At 71.7% G+C, this 21,345-nt stretch carries 19 protein-coding genes and 2 riboswitches; of the genes, 8 read left to right on the top strand and 11 right to left on the bottom strand.

Annotated elements, in window-relative coordinates; genetic code table 11:
• Position 1: 1 nt before the first annotated feature.
• Entirely contained in the window at positions 2 to 517 is a 516-nt protein-coding gene (locus tag ACZ37P_RS35495; RefSeq protein WP_355335688.1) for a Clp protease N-terminal domain-containing protein, read from the bottom strand.
• 110 nt (positions 518 to 627) lie between these two features.
• A complete protein-coding gene (locus ACZ37P_RS35500) occupies positions 628 to 1,509 on the bottom strand; it encodes a pyridoxine/pyridoxamine 5'-phosphate oxidase (protein WP_467350551.1) in 882 nt (293 codons plus the stop codon).
• Positions 1,510 to 1,604: 95 nt separating this feature from the next.
• Here ACZ37P_RS35500 and ACZ37P_RS35505 point away from each other — a divergent pair, with 95 nt between their 5' ends.
• On the top strand, positions 1,605 to 2,144 hold the full coding sequence (locus ACZ37P_RS35505; RefSeq protein ID WP_467350553.1) for an HAD domain-containing protein: 540 nt from the start codon (positions 1,605 to 1,607) through the stop codon (positions 2,142 to 2,144).
• A 77-nt stretch (positions 2,145 to 2,221) separates the two neighbouring features.
• On the top strand, positions 2,222 to 2,677 hold the full coding sequence (locus tag ACZ37P_RS35510; protein WP_467350554.1) for a type II toxin-antitoxin system Rv0910 family toxin: 456 nt from the start codon (positions 2,222 to 2,224) through the stop codon (positions 2,675 to 2,677).
• 73 nt (positions 2,678 to 2,750) lie between these two features.
• On the opposite strand, the gene ACZ37P_RS35515 is transcribed toward ACZ37P_RS35510, so the two are convergent.
• A complete protein-coding gene (locus tag ACZ37P_RS35515) occupies positions 2,751 to 4,868 on the bottom strand; it encodes a glycoside hydrolase family 3 N-terminal domain-containing protein (protein ID WP_467350556.1) in 2,118 nt (705 codons plus the stop codon).
• 350 nt (positions 4,869 to 5,218) lie between these two features.
• On the opposite strand from ACZ37P_RS35515, the gene ACZ37P_RS35520 reads away from it, so the two are divergent.
• Complete coding sequence (locus ACZ37P_RS35520; RefSeq protein ID WP_467350558.1) at positions 5,219 to 6,238, top strand: LacI family DNA-binding transcriptional regulator; 1,020 nt, start codon at positions 5,219 to 5,221, stop codon at positions 6,236 to 6,238.
• A gap of 69 nt (positions 6,239 to 6,307) precedes the next feature.
• On the opposite strand, the gene ACZ37P_RS35525 is transcribed toward ACZ37P_RS35520, so the two are convergent.
• Positions 6,308 to 6,925 carry a PadR family transcriptional regulator gene (locus tag ACZ37P_RS35525; RefSeq protein WP_188283150.1) on the bottom strand — a complete coding sequence of 206 codons (618 nt, stop codon included), beginning with the start codon at positions 6,923 to 6,925 and terminating at the stop codon, positions 6,308 to 6,310.
• 214 nt (positions 6,926 to 7,139) lie between these two features.
• On the opposite strand from ACZ37P_RS35525, the gene ACZ37P_RS35530 reads away from it, so the two are divergent.
• A complete protein-coding gene (locus ACZ37P_RS35530) occupies positions 7,140 to 7,961 on the top strand; it encodes a PhzF family phenazine biosynthesis protein (protein WP_355335705.1) in 822 nt (273 codons plus the stop codon).
• 117 nt (positions 7,962 to 8,078) lie between these two features.
• Here ACZ37P_RS35530 and ACZ37P_RS35535 read toward each other — a convergent pair whose 3' ends face one another.
• Positions 8,079 to 8,876 carry a CPBP family intramembrane glutamic endopeptidase gene (locus tag ACZ37P_RS35535; protein ID WP_391051129.1) on the bottom strand — a complete coding sequence of 266 codons (798 nt, stop codon included), beginning with the start codon at positions 8,874 to 8,876 and terminating at the stop codon, positions 8,079 to 8,081.
• A gap of 106 nt (positions 8,877 to 8,982) precedes the next feature.
• On the opposite strand from ACZ37P_RS35535, the gene ACZ37P_RS35540 reads away from it, so the two are divergent.
• Positions 8,983 to 10,779, top strand: a complete 1,797-nt coding sequence (locus ACZ37P_RS35540; RefSeq protein WP_401308107.1) for a substrate-binding and VWA domain-containing protein — start codon at positions 8,983 to 8,985, stop codon at positions 10,777 to 10,779.
• Positions 10,780 to 10,826: 47 nt separating this feature from the next.
• Here ACZ37P_RS35540 and ACZ37P_RS35545 read toward each other — a convergent pair whose 3' ends face one another.
• Positions 10,827 to 12,317: a glutamate-cysteine ligase family protein gene (locus ACZ37P_RS35545; protein ID WP_391051125.1), complete on the bottom strand. Its 1,491-nt coding sequence runs from the start codon at positions 12,315 to 12,317 to the stop codon at positions 10,827 to 10,829.
• A gap of 457 nt (positions 12,318 to 12,774) precedes the next feature.
• Between ACZ37P_RS35545 and ACZ37P_RS35550 the strand changes: the two genes are divergently transcribed.
• On the top strand, positions 12,775 to 13,371 hold the full coding sequence (locus ACZ37P_RS35550; protein WP_355335715.1) for a hypothetical protein: 597 nt from the start codon (positions 12,775 to 12,777) through the stop codon (positions 13,369 to 13,371).
• A gap of 253 nt (positions 13,372 to 13,624) precedes the next feature.
• Positions 13,625 to 13,831: a DUF5999 family protein gene (locus ACZ37P_RS35555; RefSeq protein WP_355335718.1), complete on the top strand. Its 207-nt coding sequence runs from the start codon at positions 13,625 to 13,627 to the stop codon at positions 13,829 to 13,831.
• Between the two features lie 161 nt (positions 13,832 to 13,992).
• Here the strand turns inward: ACZ37P_RS35555 and gcvP are convergent, their stop codons facing one another.
• Entirely contained in the window at positions 13,993 to 16,887 is a 2,895-nt protein-coding gene (gene gcvP, locus ACZ37P_RS35560) for an aminomethyl-transferring glycine dehydrogenase (RefSeq protein WP_467350561.1), read from the bottom strand.
• A gap of 64 nt (positions 16,888 to 16,951) precedes the next feature.
• Positions 16,952 to 17,072: riboswitch (glycine riboswitch) on the bottom strand.
• Positions 17,073 to 17,168, bottom strand: a riboswitch (glycine riboswitch).
• A 137-nt stretch (positions 17,169 to 17,305) separates the two neighbouring features.
• On the opposite strand from gcvP, the gene ACZ37P_RS35565 reads away from it, so the two are divergent.
• Positions 17,306 to 17,683, top strand: coding sequence for a PRC-barrel domain-containing protein (locus ACZ37P_RS35565; protein ID WP_355335723.1), 378 nt, complete (start codon positions 17,306 to 17,308; stop codon positions 17,681 to 17,683).
• Here the strand turns inward: ACZ37P_RS35565 and ACZ37P_RS35570 are convergent.
• The 4 genes from ACZ37P_RS35570 to ftsR all read right to left on the bottom strand — a co-directional run bounded on the left by ACZ37P_RS35570 (position 17,599) and on the right by ftsR (position 21,318).
• Positions 17,599 to 19,089 carry a DNA polymerase IV gene (locus ACZ37P_RS35570; protein ID WP_401308116.1) on the bottom strand — a complete coding sequence of 497 codons (1,491 nt, stop codon included), beginning with the start codon at positions 19,087 to 19,089 and terminating at the stop codon, positions 17,599 to 17,601. The genes ACZ37P_RS35565 and ACZ37P_RS35570 overlap by 85 nt on opposite strands.
• A 69-nt stretch (positions 19,090 to 19,158) precedes the next feature.
• Entirely contained in the window at positions 19,159 to 19,764 is a 606-nt protein-coding gene (locus ACZ37P_RS35575; protein WP_355335727.1) for a MerR family transcriptional regulator, read from the bottom strand.
• A 166-nt stretch (positions 19,765 to 19,930) separates the two neighbouring features.
• Positions 19,931 to 20,404, bottom strand: coding sequence for a bifunctional nuclease family protein (locus tag ACZ37P_RS35580; protein ID WP_031518684.1), 474 nt, complete (start codon positions 20,402 to 20,404; stop codon positions 19,931 to 19,933).
• Positions 20,405 to 20,583: 179 nt separating this feature from the next.
• Positions 20,584 to 21,318 carry a transcriptional regulator FtsR gene (gene ftsR, locus ACZ37P_RS35585; RefSeq protein WP_355335731.1) on the bottom strand — a complete coding sequence of 245 codons (735 nt, stop codon included), beginning with the start codon at positions 21,316 to 21,318 and terminating at the stop codon, positions 20,584 to 20,586.
• Positions 21,319 to 21,345 lie beyond the last annotated feature (27 nt).

The raw sequence follows: 21,345 nt of genomic DNA on the forward strand, positions 1-21,345 counted from the left end.
GTCAGCTCGCGACAGGACCGTCATCCCGGTAGCCGCTGACGTCGAGTCCGGCGGCGCGCAGCACGTCCACGGCGCGGCATTCGGGGTCGGAGGCGAGCGCGTCGAGCAGGTCGATGCCGTCGGCCTGGGTGCGGCCACGGCGGCGGGCGAGGGCGACGGCGTTGCGGATCGCGGCGGCGGCGGACGGGCTCCAGCCGGTGCCGGCGACGGCCTGGACGGTGGGCAGCGCGCCGGAGTCCTCGACGGTGCCGCGCCAGCGCAGCCCGTAGCCGATGCTGCGCTGCACCAGGTAGCCGAGCACGCGGACGACCTGGCCGGTCCCGGCGTCGCAGGCGGCCCGCGCCAGGGGGTCGATCTCCAGCAGGGAGTGCAGCAGGTGGGCGGTGTCGATCTGCTGGTCGCCGTCGCGCGTGGCCCGGCGGCGCGCGCTGGCCGCCACGGAACGCAGTTCGACCGTGAGGCGGAGGTCGTCCGCCAGGTGGCTCAGGTCGAGCGGCGGCCCGTGGTTGCTGTACACGCCATCCACTTCATCAGGCAGCCCCGGTGCGGCGCATCCGCACCGGGGGCCATCCGTGCCTCCGCCCATGGAGGGGGTTGGCCGGTTCCCGCGTCATCCCCAGGGATGAGTCATGGCCACAGCAGGGTCCGGGTCCAACCGCCGTCCGCGTCCCCCTCGCCGCGCCCGTCCCGGCCCTCCCCCGCCTGACCGGAACGGGTGTAGCGCAGCCGTACGTGGAAGCGGCCGGGGTCGGCCTGGAAGAACTCCGCCTCCTGGGCACGCAGCCGGTACACGGTGTGGCCCTCGGGAATCCGTTCCGGTTCCGCGGCCACCAGGGCGTCCGCCGCGGCGCGCGCCCGCTCGTACTCCATCGCTCCGGTCAGCGGGCCGCTCATCCGCCCGGTGAAGCCGGCGGCGCGGGAGGCCGGGGAGCGGCCGAGGAAGTCCCGCCGGGCGGTCTCCTCGTCCAGTACGTCGACCGGTCCCGTCATCCGGATCTGCCGTCCGTGCGCGGGCCAGTACCAGGTCAGCGCGGCGACGGGGTGCGCGGCCAGGTCGCGGCCCTTGCGGCTGACCGCGTCGGACGCGAAGTCGACGGCGCAGTCGGCGGTGTCGACTCCGCGCAGCATCAGGACGCGGGCGCTGGGCGTGCCGTCGGCGCCGACCGTGGCGAGCGTCATGACGTGCGGTTCCGGCAGTGCGTCGGAAAGCGCCAGTTCCAGCCAGGTCGCGAAGAGCGGGCCGGGGGTGTCGGGTGCGTCGGACGGGTCGAATTCCGGCAGCCGCCCGGCCAGTACGGGGGCGGCCCGCAGCCTGGCGAGCAGTGCCGCGTCGCCCGGCGTGGGGTCGCCGGGCGACGTTCGCCCGCGTCCCGGTCCGCCGGGTGCCGCCTCGTCCGGCGGCGCGTTACCGACTGCCGCCCCGGCGGGTGCCGCATCATCGGGTGACGCGCCCCCGGGTGACGCGTCGCTTCCGCCGTCGGGGGTAGCCGGACCGTCGTCTTCGCGCATATGTCCTCCCGTCCGACCCGCAACCGTACCGGCCGTCGCCTCGTCCCTCTCTGGCGACACACACCGACCTGCCCCGCCACCGGGGAAGGAGTTCCATGGTCCGACCGCTGCTCTTCCTGGATGTCGACGGTGTGCTCAATCCGGTGCTGCCCTCGCCGGACTTCACCGTGCACGACATCCTGACCCACACCGTGCTGCTGTCCGCCCGGCACGGCGTGTGGTTGCGCGAACTGGCGGATATGTACGACCTCGTCTGGGCGAGCACCTGGGAGCACGAGGCGAACACGCACATCGCCCCGCGCCTGGGTCTGCCGCCGCTGCCGGTGGTGGAATTCAGCGGCTACCGGCCGCGGCCCGGCGATCCGCCGCTGCGCGAGGCGGAGCGGTACTCGGCGCGCAAGTGGGCGCCGATCCTGCGGTACGCGGCGGGGCGGCCCTTCGCCTGGACCGACGACGTGATCCCGCGCCGCCTGGTCCGCAGGGCCAGGTTCCGTCCTGACCGGCTGCTGCTGCCGGTCAATCCGGCGCACGGTCTGCCGCGGGCGCACGTGAACCGGCTGCTGGCCGCTCCCCCGACGCTGTCGCGCAGCGTCGGCAGGCCGCACTCCCCGTATCTGACGGTCCATCAGTATTGAGTGTTGCGGCGCCCGCGGTTACGGTGCGCGGCACGACCTGTACTCAGGGAGTGGACCGGTACTCAGGGAGTGATCGCATGGCCGAAGTCTCCGCACAGGCGCGTATCGCGGCCCCCGCAGGGAAGATCTGGGACCTGCTGACCGACTTCTCCTCCTACGGCGAGTGGAACGCCACCCACACCGCCTTCCCCGACGGCGGCCCGCGACCGCTGACGGCCGGGGCCACGTACCAGGAGAGCCTGCGGATGATGGGCTTCCCCGCGGACGTCACCTGGACGGTCGACGAGTTCCAGCCCGAGCGGGTGCTGGGCAGCAGCGGCAAGGGTCCGATGGGGGTGAGCCTCGGAATGCGGTACGCGCTCACGCCCGACGGCGACGCCACCGAGGTACGGATCGACGGCACCTTCACCGGGGCCGCCGTCTCCCTCATGGCGGGCAAGCTGAAGGACTCGGCGACGACCGCGCTCAACGACTCGCTGCGCGCCATCGCCGGGCTCGTCGAACCGGCCGAGCCCCCCGCGCCGGGCGCGTGACGGTCCGCCCGTACGCGAAGCGCCGGGCCGCGCGAGGGGGTCGTCCCTCACGCGGCCCGGCGGTGTGCGTGGATCAGCGGACCGTCACCGTGGCGGTCTGCGTCCCCGCCGTGAAGACGTAGGCGCCGCGTGCCACTTCCTGCTTGCCCGCGCCGTTGACGTCACCGGGGGTGACGGCGAGACGGCTCGGCGGCACGTCGAGCGCGACGGTACGGGACTGCCCGGCCTTCAGGTGCACCTTGGTGAAGGCGACCAGCTTCCGGGACGGGGCGAGCACGTCGCTCGACGGCTGCGACACGAACACCGGCACCACCAGATCGCCGTCACGGCCACCGGAGTTGGAGACCTTCACCTTCAGGTGGACAGTGTCCCGGGCCCGCACGGTGGACGAGTCGGCCTTGACCGAGTCGAAGCCGTAGGTGGTGTACGACAGGCCCGCCCCGAAGGGGTAGGCGGCGTCGACGAAGGACTCGGGGCCGCCGTTGGTGCCGGGCAACTGCTGGTAGTACATCGGCTCGTTGCCGATGTCCTTGGGCCAGGTCGCGTTGAGCCGGCCGCTCGGGTTGACCTTGCCGAACAGCACGTCCGCGACGGCGTTGCCGCCCTCGCTGCCGGGCAGCCAGGACATCAGCAGGCCCTGGGTGCCGTCCGCCTCGCCGAGCACCAGCGGGCGTCCGGCGAGGACCACGGTGACCACCGGCTTGCCGGTCGCCTTCAGGGACTTCACCAACGCCACCTGGTCGGCGGTCAGGGCGGGCCGCGGGCTGTCCGCCGCGCCCTCGGCCGCCGCCTTCTCGCCGACGACCACCACGGTCAGATCGGCGTTCTTGGCCTGCGCCACCGCGTCGTCCGCGGTCTTGGCCTGGACGACCTCCGTACCGGAGGGCGCCGCCTTCTTGATGCCCTGGAGCACGGTGGTGCCGGGCAGCGTCACCCCGTCGGGCACGCCCTGCCAGCCCACCGTCCAGCCGCCGACCTGGTCGTTGATGTCGTCGGCGTAGGAACCGGCGACCACGATCTTCTTGGCGGAGGACGAGATCGGCAGCACATTGCCGTCGTTGCGCAGCAGCACCTGGGACGCGTCGGCCGCCTGCCGCGCCAGCGCGGTGTCGGCGCCGAGCACCCGGCCGTTGGCCTTCGAGGCGTCCACGTAGGGGTGTTCGAACAGGCCGAGTTCGAACTTCATCTTCAGGATGCGGGACACGGACTGGTCGATGCGCTTCTCGGTGACCAGGCCGCGCTGCACGGCGGTCTTCAGGCCGGTGCTCCAGCCCTGCGCGTCGTACGGCTCCATCGCCATGTCCAGGCCCGCGTTGACGGCCTTGGCGATGGCCTCGGGGTAGTCGGCGGCGACGTGGTACGCGGTCTGCAACGCGGCGACGTCCGCCCAGTCGCTGACCTCGACGCCGTCGAAGCCCCACTGCTTGCGCAGCACATCGGTGAGCAGGTAGTGCGAGGCGGTCGCCGGAATGCCGTTGACGGCACCGGAGTTGATCATCACCGACTGCGCGCCCGCGTCGATGGCCTGCTTGTACGACGGCAGCAGCGTGTCCTGGAGGTAGCGCATCGAGACGTCCCCGGGCACGCGGTCGTGGCCGTTGCCGGGCTCGCCGTAGCCGGGGAAGTGCTTGACGGTGGCGGCCACGTTCTTGGCGCCGTTGGCGCCCTCGATGCCGTCGACCGCCGCGGCGGCGAGCGTGCCCGCGAGCAGCGGGTCCTCGCCGAAGGTCTCGTAGTAGCGGCCCCAGCGCTGGTCGCGCGCGATGTCGGTGACCGGCGCGAAGTTCCAGTCGATGCCGGTGGCCGCGACCGCCTTGGCGGTGGAGGCGGCGGAGTTCTTGGCCAGCGTCGCGTCCCAGGCGGAACCGAGGCCGATCTCCTGCGGGAAGATCGTGGCGCCCAGCACGTTGTTGTGGCCGTGCACGGCGTCGACGCCGTAGATGATCGGGATGTGCAGCCGGGATTTCTCGACGGCGTATTTCTGCACCGTGTTGACCATCTTCGCCCAGTTCTCGGGCGTGTTGACCGCAGGTCCCGCGCCGCCGCCGGACAGTACGGATCCGGCCGCGTTGTCGAGAAGCACGCTCTTCATGCAGGATTCGGTGAATTCGCCACCGCTCCACTCGCAGTCGCCTTGCATTCTGACCACGGAGATCTGGTCCATCTGACCGATCTTCTCGGCCAGTGTCATCCGCTTCAGCAGATCCTTCACCCGGACGTCGACCGGTGCTTTCGCGTTGGTATACGTCGGATTGTCCCCGGCCTCCGCCGGTACGGAAGCGACCGCGGCCACACACGCCGCGGCGGTGGCGAGTGTCAGAATGACTCTGAGGCGTGGTCGTCGTCGTGCGTTCGTAGGCATCGCAGGCGTCCCGTTCCTGTCGGGGTCCCGGCCGGTTGTCGGGACCTAGTGCCGTAAACGTTTCCGATCGGCCGGAAGTCTGTCCTCGCCTTGACTGATCGTCAAGACTGTACGCAGGAGTCACCTTTCACCTGTCCCAAGTTTCCACGTTGTTCCCCTCGCGCAGAATCAGGTACGCCGTGAACATTCGTGAACTCGCCCGCCGCAGTGGTGTGTCGACCGCCACCGTGTCCCGGGCTCTCAACGACCGCGCCGAGGTGAGCGAGGCCACCCGCGCGCGAATCCGGCAACTGGCGATCGAGTTGGGTTACGCGCCCAATGAACCGGCCCGCACCCTGGTCAGGCGCCGCTCGGACACCATCGGTCTGATCTGGGACAGCGGACAGGAGGCACAGGGACTCCACAACCCTTTTCTGCTCGGCCTGTTGAGCGGGGTGCGCACCGCGCTGTCCGAGGCGGACTACCACCTGATGCTGCTGACGACGCCGGGCCCCGAGGACCCGGACGCCGCGCATCTGCAAGCGGTGCGGCGGCACAATCTCGAAGGCGTCATCGTGCTGACCACCCCCGCCGACGACCGCTGCCTGCGCGTCCTGGCCGCGTCCGCCGTGCCCTGCGCGGGCATCGACACCGCGTTCACCGGGCCGCGCACGGTACGGGTCAGCTCCGACAACGCGGCGGGCGCGGAGGCGGCGGTGGAGCATCTGTACGCGCTGGGGCACCGCAGGATCGCCACCATCACCGGTCCGCTGCACCTTCCCCCGGCCGCCGAGCGGCTGGCGGGCTACGAGCGGGCCTGCGCCCGGCTGGGGCTCCCGGTGCCGCCGCAGTACGTGACCGAGGGCGACTTCTTCCTCGACAGCGGCGAGGAGGCGGCCCGCAGGCTGCTCGCGGTGGCCGAGCCGCCGACGGCGATCTTCGCGGCGGGCGACCAGATGGCGGTCGGCGCGATGCACGCGGCGGCGGACGCCGGCCTCTCGGTGCCGCGCGATCTGGCGGTGGTCGGCTTCGACGACATCGACGCCGCCGCGCTGGTGCGCCCGGCGCTGTCCACGGTGGCGCAGGACCAGCGCGGGCTCGGTGAGGCGGCCGTGGAGGCGCTGCGCGAGCTGATCGACGCCGCGCCGGTCGACACGGCGGAGCCGCGGATCATCCCGACCCGCCTGCTGATACGCGGATCGAGTCGGCCCGGAGCGTGACGCCCAGGGCCGACTCGATGATTCGCGGGCGGCGCCGGTACGGGACCGGGCGCCCGGTGACCGCCGACGTCACTCCTTGGTGAGGTCGGTGACGTCCTCGTCGGCCAGGATCAGGTAGAGCTTCTTGCGGGCGTCGTTCACCACGGTCAGCGCCTTCGCGCGCTGCTCGGGGGTGCCGGTGGCCCACACCTGGCGGAAGGCCTCGATGAGACCGCCGCCCGCCTTCCTTATCTCGTTCATGGCATCCCAGTCGACGCCGCGACCGGCGTCCTCCCACGGGGCCTCGGGGCCCGCGTCGGCTTCTGTTCTGCCGTTGTCGGTGAGCGTGAAGAGCTTCTTGCCGCCCTCGCTCGCGCTGCTGATCAGGCCCTCGTCCTCCAGCAGTTGCAGCGTCGGGTAGACCGAGCCGGGGCTCGGCTTCCACGCGCCGCCACTGCGTTCGGCGATCTCCTGGATCATCTCGTAGCCGTGCATCGGGCGGTCCTTCAGCAGCGCCAGGATCGAGGCGCGTACATCGCCCCGCCGTGCCCTGCCGCGCGGTCCGCCGCGCCCCCGGCCGCCGGGCCCGAAGGGGCCTCCGCCGAAGGGCGGTCCGAACGGCCCGAAGGCCGACCGTCGCTCGTCCCGCTCGCCCCAACCGTGATGTCCGGGGCCGCGGTGTCCATGTTCGTGTCCTTGGGAACGCATGATGACGCTCCTTTCATCGTTGATCGTTCGCGATGGCTCAACGATATATCGGAACTGTTCGGATGGCAAGGCCCCAGGTCGACGGCGGCGACGGGAGGGCGACAGGGGGGCCGCGGGGCGGGCGCGGCACGGGTCACGAGCGAGCGCGGTCACCGGAAGCGGAATCCGCCGAACACCGCCCGCCGGGCGTGGGGCGCGCCGCTACGCTCTCGCCATGCGCATCCGAATAGTCGACGCCTTCACCGACCGCCCGTTCACCGGCAATCCGGCGGGGGTGCTGCTGCTCGACTCGGAGGAGTTTCCGCCGGACCGGTGGCTTCAGCAGGTCGCGGCGGAGCTGAATCTGTCAGAGACCGCGTTCGCGCACCGGCTGGCCGACGCGCCGGAAGCGGACTGGGCGCTGCGCTGGTTCACCCCGGTCACGGAGGTGGGGCTGTGCGGGCACGCCACGCTGGCCACCGCCCATGTGCTGCGCACCAGCGGCGCGCACAAGGGCACGGTCTGGTTCCGTACCAGCGCGGGTGTGCTGTCGGCGGAGGCGGCCGGGGACGGCTCGATCACCTTGGACTTCCCGGCGGCCCCGCTCACGCCGGTGGCCGCGCCGACGGGTGTCGCGGCGGCGCTCGGCGCCAAGCCGCTGACCGTGCTGGACACCGGCCCCGACTGCGGTGACCTGCTGATCGAGGTCACCGACGAGAAGACCGTACGGGCACTGGCGCCCGACTTCGCGGCGCTCGCCCGGCACTCGCGGCGCGGGGTGATCGCCACCGCGGCGGCCGAGGACGACTCGCGCGGATACGACTTCGTCTCGCGCGGCTTCTTCCCCGCCGTCGGCATCGACGAGGACCCGGTGACCGGCAGCGCGCACACCGCGCTGGCGCCGTTCTGGTCGCAGCGGCTCGGCCGCACGACGCTCACCGGCTTCCAGGCGTCCCCGCGCGGCGGGCTGGTCCGTACCCGGGTGCGCGGCGAGCGGGTGCTGCTGACCGGCGCCGCGGTCACCGTGGTGGACGGCGAGCTGCACGCGGTGCCGTAAGGCCGCGGTGCGTCACGGCGCGGTGCCGTAAGGCCGTAAGCGCCGTAAGGCCGTAAGCGCCGTAACGCCGTAACGCCGTAACGCCGTAAACGCTGTCGCAAGGGCTCCGCTCGCGCGTCACCCCGTGGGCAGCCACCCCACCTTCCCGGCCAGCAGCGCGTAGCCGACGAAGGCCACCGTGTCGATGAGGGAGTGGGCCGCCACCAGCGGCCCCACCCGGCCCCACCGCCGGTACAGCAGCACGAAGACGACGCCCATCACCATGTTGCCGACGAAGCCGCCGACGCCCTGGTAGAGGTGGTACGAGCCGCGCAGCAGCGCGCTCGCGGCCAGCGCGGCGGCCGGGCTCCAGCCCAACTGGCCGAGCCTGCGCAGCAGATAGCCGACCACGATCACCTCTTCGAGCACCGCGTTCTGCACGGCGGAGGCGATCAGGACCGGGATCTTCCACCACACGTCGGGCAGCGACTCGGGCACGACGGTGAGGTTGAAGCCGGCCGCCCTGACCCCGAGGTAGAAGGCGAGCCCGGTGCCGCCGATGACGGCCGCGACGGCCGCGCCCCGGGCCAGGTCGAGCCGCGGCCGGGTGCGGTCGAAGCCGATCACGGGCATGCCGACCCGCTCCCTGGCCAGCAGGTGGGCGACCAGCGCCACCGGGGCGAGCGCGGTGGCGATGGAGAAGACCTGCCAGGCCAGATCCAGCCACGGCCGGCCCGGCGCCTGGGAGCCGACGAGGGTGGCCGCCTGGTCCTTGAGCGCGCCCGGCCTCGTCACGGAACCGATGAAGTCGATCAGCGCGGCAACGCCGCTCGCTCCCAGCGACAGCGCCAAGACGATCAGGGTCTCGCTGCGCAGCGTCCGCCGCTGCAACCCTGCCTCCACCTCGTATGACTCTGCGTGCACGCGGACCTCCATTTACGTCATCCCGCTTCAGCGCCGTCCGCGCATGGCTATGGTCTCCGGCAAAGATACGAAGGCCGGGGTCTACTGTTCGTAGCCACCCCAGGAGAGGCACGGAGCGATGGGTCGTCACCGCATATCCGATGGCCGGGAATCGACGGGTGGAGCGCCGCCCGCCAGGACCCGGCGCCGTGCCACCGCGGCGGCCACCGCGCTCGTGATCACGGCGGGCGCGGGCACCTTCGCGGTGCTGCGCGGCGGACTGCTGCCGCTGAGCGGCGCGTGCCGCGGCGGCACGGTACGGATCGGCGCGGTCGCCTCGCCCGACATCGCGCCCGCGCTGACCGCCGTCGCCGACCGGGCGCGCCGCGAGCACGACACGACCGACGGCCGCTGTCTGGACGTCCGGGTGACCGCGCGGAACTCCGCCGACGTCGCCGCGGAACTGGTCGACAACACCAAGAAGCCGGATTTCGCGGTGTGGGTGCCGGACGACAGTCTGTGGGTGGCCCAGACGTCCGCCACCGGCAGCGCCAGGGCGCTGACCAAGCTGCGGTCGGTCGCCGAGTCCCCCGTGGTGGTCGGCGCGCTCCAGTCGCAGGCCAAGACGCTGGGCTGGCCGTCCAAGACGTACACCTGGGCGGAGTTGGCCGGGGTGGCGGGCAGCAGACCGGACCTGCGGTTCGGTACGGCCGATCCGGCGCTCAACTCCACCGGCATGCTGGCGCTGGCGATGATCAACGCGTCGATCGCGCGGGCCGGCGGGAGCGAGGGCACCGACTCCGACACGGAGTCGGCGGCTGCCGCGAAGGCCCTCGCGCAGCGCACCGAGCCCAGCGACGAGCAGGCGGTCGCGACGCTGCCGCGCGACACGACGCCTGCGGAGCTGGCCGACCCCAAGCGGAGCCAGGCGCTGATCCTGTCCGAACAGGCCGCGTTCGCGCACAACGGCGGTTCCGCGCCGCCGCTGCGGCTGTTCTACCCCTCGGACGGCGCGGCGACCCTGGACTACCCGTACACGATGGTCGACGACCTGCATCTGAGCACCGATCAGGGCCGGGCCGCCAACCGCTTCCTGACCCTGCTGGGCAACGACGAGGGCGTGCGGACGATCGCGGACGCGGGTTTCCGTACGCCCGGCGGCGATCCGGACACGGAGACCGTGCGGCGCGCGGGCGGCCAGTCGCCGCAACCCCTGTCGGCCACGCCCGCGCCCTCACCCTCCGCGCCCGAGCTCCAAAAGCTCCGGCTGATGTGGCAGATCACCGTGCAGAGCGCGCGGATCACCACGGTCGTGGACGTGTCCGGGTCGATGGCCGACGTCGTCCCCGGTTCGGGCGGCAGGTCGCGGCTCGACATCACCAAGGAGTCGCTGCGGCAGGCGCTGTCGCAGTTCACCCCGAAGGACGAGATCGGGCTGTGGCGCTTCTCCACCCGGCTCAGCGGCTCGCGCGACTACCAGGAGATCGTCCGCACCGGCCCGCTCGGCGGCACCGTCGCCAAGGGTGTCACGCGCCGCCAGCAGCTCGACAGCGCGTTCCATGACCTCCAGCCGGTGCCGGGCGGCTCGACCGGCCTCTACGACACGGCGCTCGCGGTCTACCAAAGCGCCGTCTCCTCGTACGGGACCGGCAAGTTCAACGCGGTGGTGATCCTCACCGACGGTGCCAACGAGGACCCGGGCAGCATCTCGCTCAACGCCCTGACGTCCAGGCTGAAGACGCTCGACGACCCGGCGCGGCCGGTGCCGCTGATCGCCATCGCGGTCGGCGCGAACGCCGACAAGGCGGCCTGCGACCGCATCGCGAAGGCCACCGGCGGGGCCGCGTATCAGGTCAACGACCCCTCGGAGATCCAGGCGGTCCTGCTGAAGGCCGTCGTTGCGGCGGCCACCAGCGCCGCCGCGAAGGCGCCCTGAGGCCGCTGTACGGGCCCGCGCCGCATGAGGCCCCCGTGCGCCACGGCTCACGCCACCGGCCAGGAGTGCACCGGCTCGCCGTCCAGCATGAGTTCGCGGTACCGCTGGGTCATCGCGGCGAGCGCGGGCCGCCGGTCGAGGCCGCGCTCCAGCATCCGGTGGAAGACCGCCGACTGCCATTCGGCGCCGTTGGTACGGCGGCGGCAGCGCTGTTCGATGATGCCGAGGTAGTGGTCGCGGTCGACGGCCTCGATGCCCCACGCGTCGAGCCCCGCCGCGGCCAGCGGCAGCAGTTCGTCGAGGATCAGGTCGGTGGCGGGGATCTCCGCGAGGCCGCCGTTGCGGCCGCGCGGCCACTGGAGGACCGCGCCGATGCCGTCGCGGCAGGACGCCTCGAAGTTGGCCGCGGCGGCGGCGAAGGGCAGCTTGTGCCAGACCGGGCGTGCCGCCTCGGCCAGGGCGCGGACCAGACCGTAGTAGAAGGCGGTGTTGGCGACGACGTCGGCCACGGTGGGACCGGCGGGCATCACCCGGTTCTCCACGCGCAGGTGCGGGACGCCGTCGACCACCTGGTAGACGGGACGGTTCCAGCGGTAGATCGTGCCGTTGTGCAGGGTGAGTTCGCGCAACTGCGGGACTCCCCCGTCGTCCAGCACCCGCAGCGGGTCCTCCTCGTCGCAGATCGGCAGCAGCGAGGGGAAGTACCGTACGTTCTCCGCGAAGAGGTCGGCGGCGGAGTCGATCCAGCGCTCGCCGAACCACGTGATGGGCCGCACCCCTTGGGCCACCAGCTCCTCCGGGCGGACGTCGGTGGCCTGGAGGAACAGCGGTGCGCGGGTCTCGCGCCACAGCTCACGGCCGAAGAGGAACGGCGAGTTGGCGCCGACGGCCACCTGCGGTCCCGACACGACCTGCGCCGCGTTCCACACGTCGGCGAAGCGGCCGGGGGTGACCTGGAGGTGCATCTGGGTGGAGGTGCAGGCGGCCTCGGGCGCGATGGACGCGGACGTGTAGAGCAGGCGTTCGGCGCCCTCGATGTCGAGGGTGATGTCCTCACCGCGCATCGCCAGTATCCGCTCGTTGAGCAGCGTGTACCGGTCGGCGCGGGAGAGGTTGGCGGAGACCAGGTCCTGGGCCTCCAGGGTGGGCAGAATTCCCACCATCACGATGTGCGCGCCCACCTCGCGGGCCATCCGGTCGGCATACCCGAGACCGATCCGCAGTTCCTCGGCGAGGCGGTCCATGACCCGGCCGGAAAGCCGGTGCGGCGCGATGTTTACTTCAATATTGAACTGCGCGAGCTCGGTCTGGAAATCCCGGCTCGCGATGCGCTCAAGCACCTCTTCGTTCATCATGCGCGGCAGCCCGTCGGAATCCGCGAGATTCAATTCGATCTCCAGACCCATCAGATTGCGCGGCCGGTCGAATCGCTTCTCGTCCAACAGCCGCTCCAGCCCCACGAGACACTGCCGCAGCTTGCGCCGGTACAGCCTCCGGTCGGCCAGGTCGAACCCGTTGGCAACGACCTTCTCGCCCATCGACGCGTCCTTCCTCGTACGGATACTCACGGGAGGATGCCCACCCAAATGATCGATAACGCCACGGCGGCCCCGCGTCTGCCACTAGGCTGTGCACAACGGCTAACACAGTGGGTTCCTGTGGCACATACCACGGTCACGGCGCGGCGTAAAAACTTCGTGAATACGACCGGCGGGATCCAGCCGTCCGCAGCGGGCAGAAATATGCGGCGCACACCGCGCACCCTGCACGAATGCTTCGTGGGCCATCGCAGAAGAAGGCGATTTCTCGCCTTGCGCGTAATACTGGCTGCGACTAGACGAAACACGGAGCGAACACACGTCGTATAAACTCCGTGAACAAGGCAAAGCATCCGCCCTCGCCGGACGCGCCTGAGCCGATCCCCTTTCCGCCCTCATGCGCCGTCCGCACCCCTGCCCCCGCACCACTGTTTGTCTCCCAGTGAGAGGCGACACCATGCCGCTGCTTGTCCCCCCAGCACCTGCTCCCGCCCTGCGGAGCATCCTGGCCGCGCTCAGCTCTCCCACCGCGGTCCAGGAGGCCCGGACGCCCGCGCTGCGGAACGCCCAAGGGCCCCTCACCGCCGAACACCCGCTCCCTGTCCATGTGTTCGAACCGGCGGACGTCCCCGGCGGCCTGCCTCGCGCACGATTGACCGGCTGGCGGTTCCACATCCTCGCCGGGGGCTGGCCGCAAGGCACCGTCGCCGCGGGCGAGACCGTGGCGACGGCTGACGGCTGGGTCTTCTCGCGCTTCTCCGAGGGGCCGTTCCTGGCCTCCACCGAGCGGGCGCTGCGCCAGGGGGACACGCTGCCCGCCACTTACCAACCGCATCTGCTCTCCGTGCCCAGCCTGTACATGCTGGCGCTGTGGCTGCACTGCGACCCGCGTGCCGACGCCTCGACGGCCCAGCCCACCCCGGCGGACGTGCTGGTGCCGCTGGCCCCCGCGCCGCCCGGCATCGCCCCGCACCGCCTGCACCGGCTGGCGGAGCTGATGCCGCTGCTCTCGGTACGGATGGCGCCGCCGCCGCTGCTGGGGTCGCCCGCCTGACGGCCTGTCGCCGCCTCTCCACGGTGCCCCCGCGAGCCACTGGGCCGCGGGGGCGCCGTCGCGTCCCGCCCTCGCAACCGTCCGGCGGAGTGACGCGTCCTGTCCTCCAAGGGATTGCCTGCGTGAAATCCCTGCGGATCGACGTCAGTAGAGCAACACTGGGAACGGCCGTACCAACGGGGGAACGGAAATGAACCAGTCAGGCAGCGCAATCATCCGCACCAGCCACCTCTCGCAGCGAAAGACACCATCCATGTGCCAGCACAAGCCCCAGTGCCCCACCGCAGAGTGCCCCGACCGTGAGGCCGCGCACACCCTGGCCCACCACCCGGAGCAGGGCTGGAGCCTGCTGTGCAACGGCGTGCTCCTCTTCGAGGACACCGGCGAGCTGCTGCCCGACGGGCAGATCATCGCGCCGCACCGCCCCCTGGGCACCGAGCAGATCACCGCCGCGGCCTGACCGGTACGGGGCCGCCCGCACACGAGACCGCGCCGCACCGCGCACCGCCCCACACACAGAGCCGGTTCCACTGCTGACAGCGGAACCGGCTTCGTCATGTGCGGGCAGCCTCGCGCGAGACCGCCGGGCCCGTACCACCGGACCCGGTCGGCCCAACGCGCTCAGCTCTCGTACGCGTCCAGCGGCGGGCAGGAGCAGACCAGATTGCGGTCGCCGAAAGCGCCGTCGATCCGCCGTACCGGCGGCCAGTACTTGTCGGCCGCGACGACCCCGGCGGGGAAGACCGCCTCCTCGCGGCTGTACGGGTGCGCCCAGTCGCCGCCGAGCGCCGCCGCGGTATGCGGGGCGTTGCGCAGCGGGTTGTCGTCGGCCGGCCAGTCGCCCGCGCCGACCCGGTCGATCTCGCCGCGGATCGCGATCATGGCGTCGCAGAAACGGTCCAGCTCCGCCAGGTCCTCGCTCTCGGTCGGCTCGATCATCAGCGTGCCCGCCACCGGGAAGGACATCGTCGGCGCGTGGAAGCCGTAGTCGATCAGCCGCTTGGCGATGTCGTCGACGCTGACGCCGGTCTCCTTGGCCAGCGGCCGCAGGTCGATGATGCACTCGTGGGCGACCAGCCCGCCGGGGCCGGTGTAGAGCACGGGGAAGTGCGGCTCCAGCCGCTTGGCGACGTAATTCGCGCCCAGTACCGCCATCTGGGTGGCCTGCTTGAGCCCTTCCGCGCCCATCAGCCGTACATACGTCCAGGAGATCGGCAGGATGCCCGCCGAGCCCCACGGCGCGCCCGAGACGGGGCCGACGCCGGTGGCAGGTCCCGCGGTGGGCTGGAGCGGGTGGTTCGGCAGGTACGGCGCCAGGTGCGCGCGGACCGCGACGGGGCCGACGCCGGGGCCGCCGCCGCCGTGCGGGATGCAGAAGGTCTTGTGCAGGTTCAGGTGCGAGACGTCCGCCCCGAACCGGCCGGGCCTGGCCAGACCGACCAGCGCGTTGAGATTCGCGCCGTCCACGTACACCTGGCCACCCGCGTCGTGCACGGCCGCGCAGACGTCGGTGATGTTGTCCTCGAACACGCCGTGCGTGGACGGGTAGGTGACCATCAGCACGGCGAGCTGGTCGCGGTGCTGCTCGATCTTGGCGTGCAGGTCGGTGACGTCCACGTCGCCGTTCTCGCCGGTCTTGACCACGACGACCTTCATGCCCGCCATCACGGCGCTCGCGGCGTTGGTGCCGTGCGCGGAGGACGGGATCAGGCAGACGGTACGGCCGGTGTCGCCGTTGGCGCGGTGGTAGGCGCGGACCGCGAGCAGCCCGGCCAGTTCGCCCTGGGAGCCCGCGTTGGGCTGGAGGCTGACCTTGTCGTAGCCGGTGACCTCGGCGAGCTGGTCCTCCAGGCCGTGGATCAGCGCCAGGTAGCCCTCGGCCTGCTCGACCGGCGCGAAGGGGTGCAGCGCGCCGAATTCGGGCCAGGTGACCGGCTCCATCTCGGTGGTCGCGTTGAGCTTCATCGTGCAGGAGCCCAGCGGGATCATCCCGCGGTCCAGCGCGTAGTCGCGGTCGGCCAGCCGCCGCAGGTAGCGCAGCATCGCGGTCTCGCTGCGGTGCTGGTGGAAGACGGGGTGGGTCAGATACGCGTCGGTGCGCAGCAGTCCGGCGGGCAGCGCGTCCTCGGTGGCCGCGTCCAGCGCGTCGAGGTCGGCGGCGCTCCCCTGGACGCCGAAGGCGTCGAGGACGGCCGCGAGGCGGGCCCGGTCGGTGGTCTCGTCGCAGGCGATACCGACCAGGTCGGCGTCGGTCAGCCGCAGATTGACCCCGGCCTGACGGGCGGCGGCCACGACCTCGGCCGCGCGTCCCGGCACCCGCGCGGTGAGCGTGTCGAAGTAGCCGTCGTGCACGATCTCGACGCCGCCCGCGCGCAGACCCGCGGCGAGCACCGCGGCGTAGCGGTGGGTGCGGCCGGCGATCTGCGCGAGCCCGTCGGGGCCGTGGTAGACCGCGTACATCGCGGCCATCACGGCGAGCAGGACCTGCGCCGTACAGATGTTGCTGGTGGCCTTCTCGCGGCGGATGTGCTGCTCGCGGGTCTGGAGGGCCAGCCGGTAGGCGCGGTTGCCGTCGGCGTCCACGGAGACGCCGACGAGGCGGCCGGGCAGGTTGCGGGCGTAGGAGTCGCGTACGGCCATGTATCCGGCGTGCGGTCCGCCGAAGCCCATGGGGACGCCGAAGCGCTGGGTGGTGCCCACCGCGATGTCCGCGCCCAGCTCGCCGGGCGAGGTGAGCAGCGTCAGCGCCAGCAGGTCGGCGGCGACGGTGATGACCGCGCCCAGCTCGTGCGCGCGCTCGATGACCGGGCGCGGGTCCCGTACGGCGCCCGAGGCGCCCGGGTACTGGAGCAGGACGCCGAAGACGCCACGCTCGGCGATCTCCGCCGGGATGCCCTCGGACAGGTCGGCGACGACGACCTCGACGCCGGTCGGCTCCGCGCGGGTCCGGATCACCGCGACGGTCTGCGGGAAGGTGTCGGCGTCGACCAGGTAGACGCCCTGCTTGACCTTGCCGACCCGGCGGGACAGCGCCATCGCCTCGGCCGCCGCGGTGCTCTCGTCGAGCAGCGAGGCGCCGGAGGTGGGCAGCCCGGTGAGGTCGGCGACGACGGTCTGGAAGTTGAGCAGCGCCTCCAGGCGGCCCTGCGAGATCTCCGGCTGGTACGGCGTGTAGGCCGTGTACCAGGACGGGTTCTCCATCACATTGCGCAGGATGACGGGCGGGGTGAAGGTGCCGTAGTAGCCCAGGCCGATCATCGGGGCCAGCACCTGATTGCGGTCCGCCAGCGCCCGCAGCTCGGCCAGCGCCTCGGCCTCGGTGCGCGCCTCGGGCAGCGCCAGGGCCTGCGCGCTCCTGATGGTGTCGGGCACGGCCGCTTCGGTGAGTTCGTCCAGGGAGCCGTAGCCGACCTGGGCGAGCATCTTCGCCTGCGCCGCTGCGTCGGGTCCGATGTGGCGCCTGGCGAACGGCACGCCCGCTTCCAGCTCGGCGAGGGGAATGCGACGGGAAGTCATCTGCGGAGGCCTCCTGGTCTGCGACGACCTTCGGGGGGTGCCGCGACGCGCGGACACCCGTACGGCCTCCCCCTCTGTCATCAGAACCTGAGAGCTTCACCGCCCCCGTGGGAGCGGCTTTCACCGTCGGTGAGGGCCCGTGCCGGAAAACCGCTCCCGGTGCGTGCCCTGCTTTCCAGAGTGACCTCGTCCATGCGGTACGGATGCCTGAGAGATTCCGGGGAGGATTTGCTCCTTCGGCGCCTCCGACACTGTCTCGGAGGCTCTCCCGCACGGGGTCTGCGGCCGATCACCAGCCTACCAGCGAGGCGGCGGGACCCGGCGGGGGCGGGGGGCGGTGATCACCGCCCGAGTCGACACCGGCCAGGATGTGCCTTTGGCTGTACCCAGACATCGCTCGTCATTGGTTGGAGGGACCGTGCAGACCGACATCGATCCGCGCAGCCTGATCGGCCGCCGCGTCTTCGACCATGACGGTACGAAGATCGGCACGGTGGACGAGGTGTACCTCGACGACGCGACCGGCATACCGGAGTGGGCGGCCGTCAGGACCGGGCTGTTCACGCGCGACGCGTTCGTACCGCTGGAGCCCAGCGAAGTGGTGGACGACGAATTGCGGGTGCCGTACAAGAAAGCGCTGATCAGGGACGCGCCGGACTTCGGTGTGGGGCGCCACCTGTCGCCGGAGCAGGAGTTGCAGCTCTACCACCACTACGGGATGGACGTGCCGACGTCCGGCTCGGAGCCGCCGCCGCCCCCCGACCGGGACTTCGGGCGGCTCGCGGGCGAGGACTGAGCGTCCTCCTCCCCCTGCCCCACGCCCTCTTCCTCCCCCTGCCCCGCGCCCCCTTCCTTCCCCCGGCCCGCACCCGCCGCTTCCCCCGGGTCGAGCGGCAGTGGATCGCGGTGCGCGAGCGCCGGGTCGTCCACGGCGAAGGTCCGCACCCGGCCGGGCACGGTGTCCGAGGGCACCTCGAAGCGCACGGTGACCCGCCCGACCCCGCTTCCCTGCACCCATCCGGAGCCGTACGTCTCGTGCTCCACGTCCTGGCCCGGCCACCAGAGCCTGGCCCGCTCCGGTGCGGGCGGCGGCGCCGAGGGCAGCTCCTCGGGCGCGTTCTCGTCCTCCTCGCCCTCCCCCGCCGCGTGCGCGAACAGATCCTCCTGCGTGAAGTCGGCGAGCCCGGCGACGCCCACCCCGAGCAGCCGCACACCGCCGGTGGTGTCGACGGCCTCCATCAGCCGCCTGGCGGTCTCCCGTACGAGTCCCGGGTCGTCGGTCGGCGCCCGCAGCGTCTCGGAGCGCGTCAGGGTCGAGAAGTCGTATCTGCGGACCTTGACGACCACCGTCCGCCCGGAGCGGCCCGCGCCGCGCAGCCGCTGCACGCAGCGCTCGGCGAGCCGGTCGATCTCGTACCGCACATGGGCGCGGTCGGTGAGGTCGGCGTCGAAGGTGTCCTCGACGGAGATGGACTTGACGTCGCGGTCGGCGACCACGGGGCGGTTGTCGAGGCCGGCGGCCATCGAGTGCAGGCCCGTGCCGTGCGCCTTGCCGAGCAGCCGGACCAGCTCCGGCTCCCCCGCGTGCACGATCTCGCCGACGGTGGTGATGCCCACGCGCCGCAGATGCTCGGCGGTGGCGGGCCCGACGCCGGGCAGGGTGCGTACCGGCATCGGTTCGAGCAGCGCGCGCTCGGTGCCGGGCTCGACGACGACCAGGCCGTCCGGCTTGGCCTGCTCGGAGGCGATCTTCGCCAGCAGCTTCGACCCGGCGAGCCCCACCGAGGCGGTGAGCCCGGTGCTGGCCCGGATCTCGGCGCGCAGCCGCCGGGCGACCGCCCGCGGGTCCGCGCCGTGCCCGCCCGCCTCCAGGTCCACGAACGCCTCGTCCAGGCTCAGCGGCTCTATCAGGGGTGACACCTCGTGCAGCAGCGCCATCACGGCCTCGCTGATCTGCCGGTAGATGCCGAAGCGCGGTACGAGATAGGCGGCGTTGGGGCTGAGGCGGCGGGCGTGGGCCATCGCCATCGCGGAGTGGACGCCGTGGACGCGCGCCTCATAGGACGCGGTCGATACGACGCCGCGGGGGCCGAGGCCGCCGACCACCACCGGCTTGCCCCGCAGGCTCGGCTTCGACGCCTGTTCGACCGCGGCGAAGAACGCGTCCATGTCCAGATGCAGGATCGTCGGCGCACTTCTCACAAGTACCGATCGTGCCGCACGACACCGACAATCGCCGTACACGTGTACGGCACGGCGTCGGTGAGCCGTTCAGACCGCCCGATTGCGCCGCTTCGCCAGCTCGTCGGACGGATTGTCGCCGACCAGGGTCTCGCCGGTGTCCACCCGCTCCCCGTGCATCTGGGACAGCGAACTCTCCACGTCCCGCCAGACCACGCCCACGGCGATGCCGAAGACCCCCTGGCCCCCCTGGAGCAGATCCACCACCTCGTCGGGCGAGGTGCACTCGTAGACCGTGGCACCGTCGCTCATCAGCGTCATCCTGGCCAGCTCAGTCGGCCCGACGGAGCGCAGGTGCCGTACCGCCGTCCGGATGTTCTGGAGCGAGACGCCGGTGTCCAGCAGCCGCTTCACTATCTTCAGGACGACGACGTCCCGGAAGCTGTAGAGCCGCTGCGTGCCGGAGCCGTAGGCGGGGCGGACGCTGGGCTCGACCAGGCCGGTACGGGCCCAGTAGTCGAGCTGGCGGTAGGTGATGCCGGTCGCCGCGCACGCGGTGGGCCCGCGGTAGCCGATCTGCTCGGGCGGTACGTCCTGTGCCGCCCCGCCGCCGCCCGCGTCAGCGGTGGCGCGCGCCAGTGCCCCCTGGGTCGGATACGGGCCGCCGGTCGCCAGACCGTCGCCGGTGCTTCTCACGCCGCCCTCCGTCCCTTCGCGTCCCGGGGCCGCGTGCACGTGCCATCGGGACTTTCCTCTCCGAAGGTAGGCAGTCGCCAGGGGTGCGTCAACGATCGCCACACTCGGCACGCCGAGTGATATTCACCCCACGAGTGGTTTGGCGTGTCCCGGTATCGGGAACGGCTCACTGGTTGCTCGTGCCGAAGTCCTCGGGCGAGATCTGGTCGAGGAACTCGCGGAACTTCTCCACCTCGTCCTCCTGCTCGTCCGGGATCGCGATCCCGGCGTCGTCGAGCACCCCGTCACTGCCGTAGATCGGCGTACCGGTGCGCAGCGCGAGGGCTATGGCGTCGGACGGACGGGCACTGACCTCCACGCCGCTGGCGAACACCAGCTCGGCGTAGAAGACGCCTTCGCGCAGGTCGGTGATACGGACCTCGGTCAGCGTCTGTCCGACCGCTTCGAGTACGTCCTTGAAGAGGTCATGCGTGAGCGGTCGCGCAGGCGTCATGCCCTGCTGCGCGAAAGCGATGGCCGTCGCCTCTCCCGGCCCGATCCAGATGGGCAGGTACCGGTCGCCTCCCACTTCACGCAGGAGCACGATCGGTTGATTGGAGGGCATTTCGACCCGGACACCCACAACGTCGAGCTCGTTCACACAGCAACCCTAGGACGTGCCTGCCGGGTTTGGGTAGTCGGGCACCCCCTGGGCCGGACTTCGGCGGCTTCGTGAAGCCCGGCACAAAGTCGGCACGAACCCCGCGGGAGACCGCTGAAAAGCCCGTACCCGCCCGGTACCGGCGCCTTTACAGGGCGTGGGAAAAACCGAAAAACCACTCAGAGGAGCTTGACCCGCAGCGCGGACTGCACCATCGCCGCGTGCAGCCGAACGGAGAGCGCGGCCAGCTCGCGCGCGGTGACCTCGGCGTGGGTGCGCGTCTGCGGATTGCGGTGCCGCCGCAGCGGCGCCACGACCTGCTCCACCAGACCCGCCTCCCGGTCTGCAGCGGCCTTCACCGCCCGCAAATGGCGCGGTTCGAGCCCGAAACGGCCGAGGTCGACGATGAGCCGTCCGATGTTCACCGTGTCGGCGTCGTATCCGCCGTCCCGGCCGGCCTCGACCAGGCCGTAGGACTCCCACTGGTCCAGTTCCTCGCCGTCGGCCCCGGTGGCCGCCAGCAGCTCCGTACGGCCGATCCGCAGCTCCGCGGGCGCCTGGGGCTCGATGGCGGCCTCCTGGGCCTCCCTGGACTCCGCGGGACCCGGCAGCGCCACGTGCTCGCCGCGGTCGAGCGCGTCCAGGTGCTCCCTGATCACCCGCAGCGGCAGGTAGTGGTCGCGCTGCACGCGCAGGATGTAGGCGAGCCGCTCGACGTCACGGGCCGCGAACTTGCGGTATCCGGACGGGGTGCGCTGCGGCTCGACCAGACCCTCGGCCTCCAGGAAACGGATCTTGGAGATGGTGACCTCGGGGAACTCGTCCTGGAGCTGCCCCAGGACGGCGCCGATGCTCAACAGCGCGCTGTCGGCGGTGGCGGTGCCGTCTCCGGCACCGCCCTGCGTTCTCGGCATGAACACCTTCCCTGGGGTCCCCCGGAC

This window comes from Streptomyces sp. NPDC024632 (assembly GCF_055559175.1).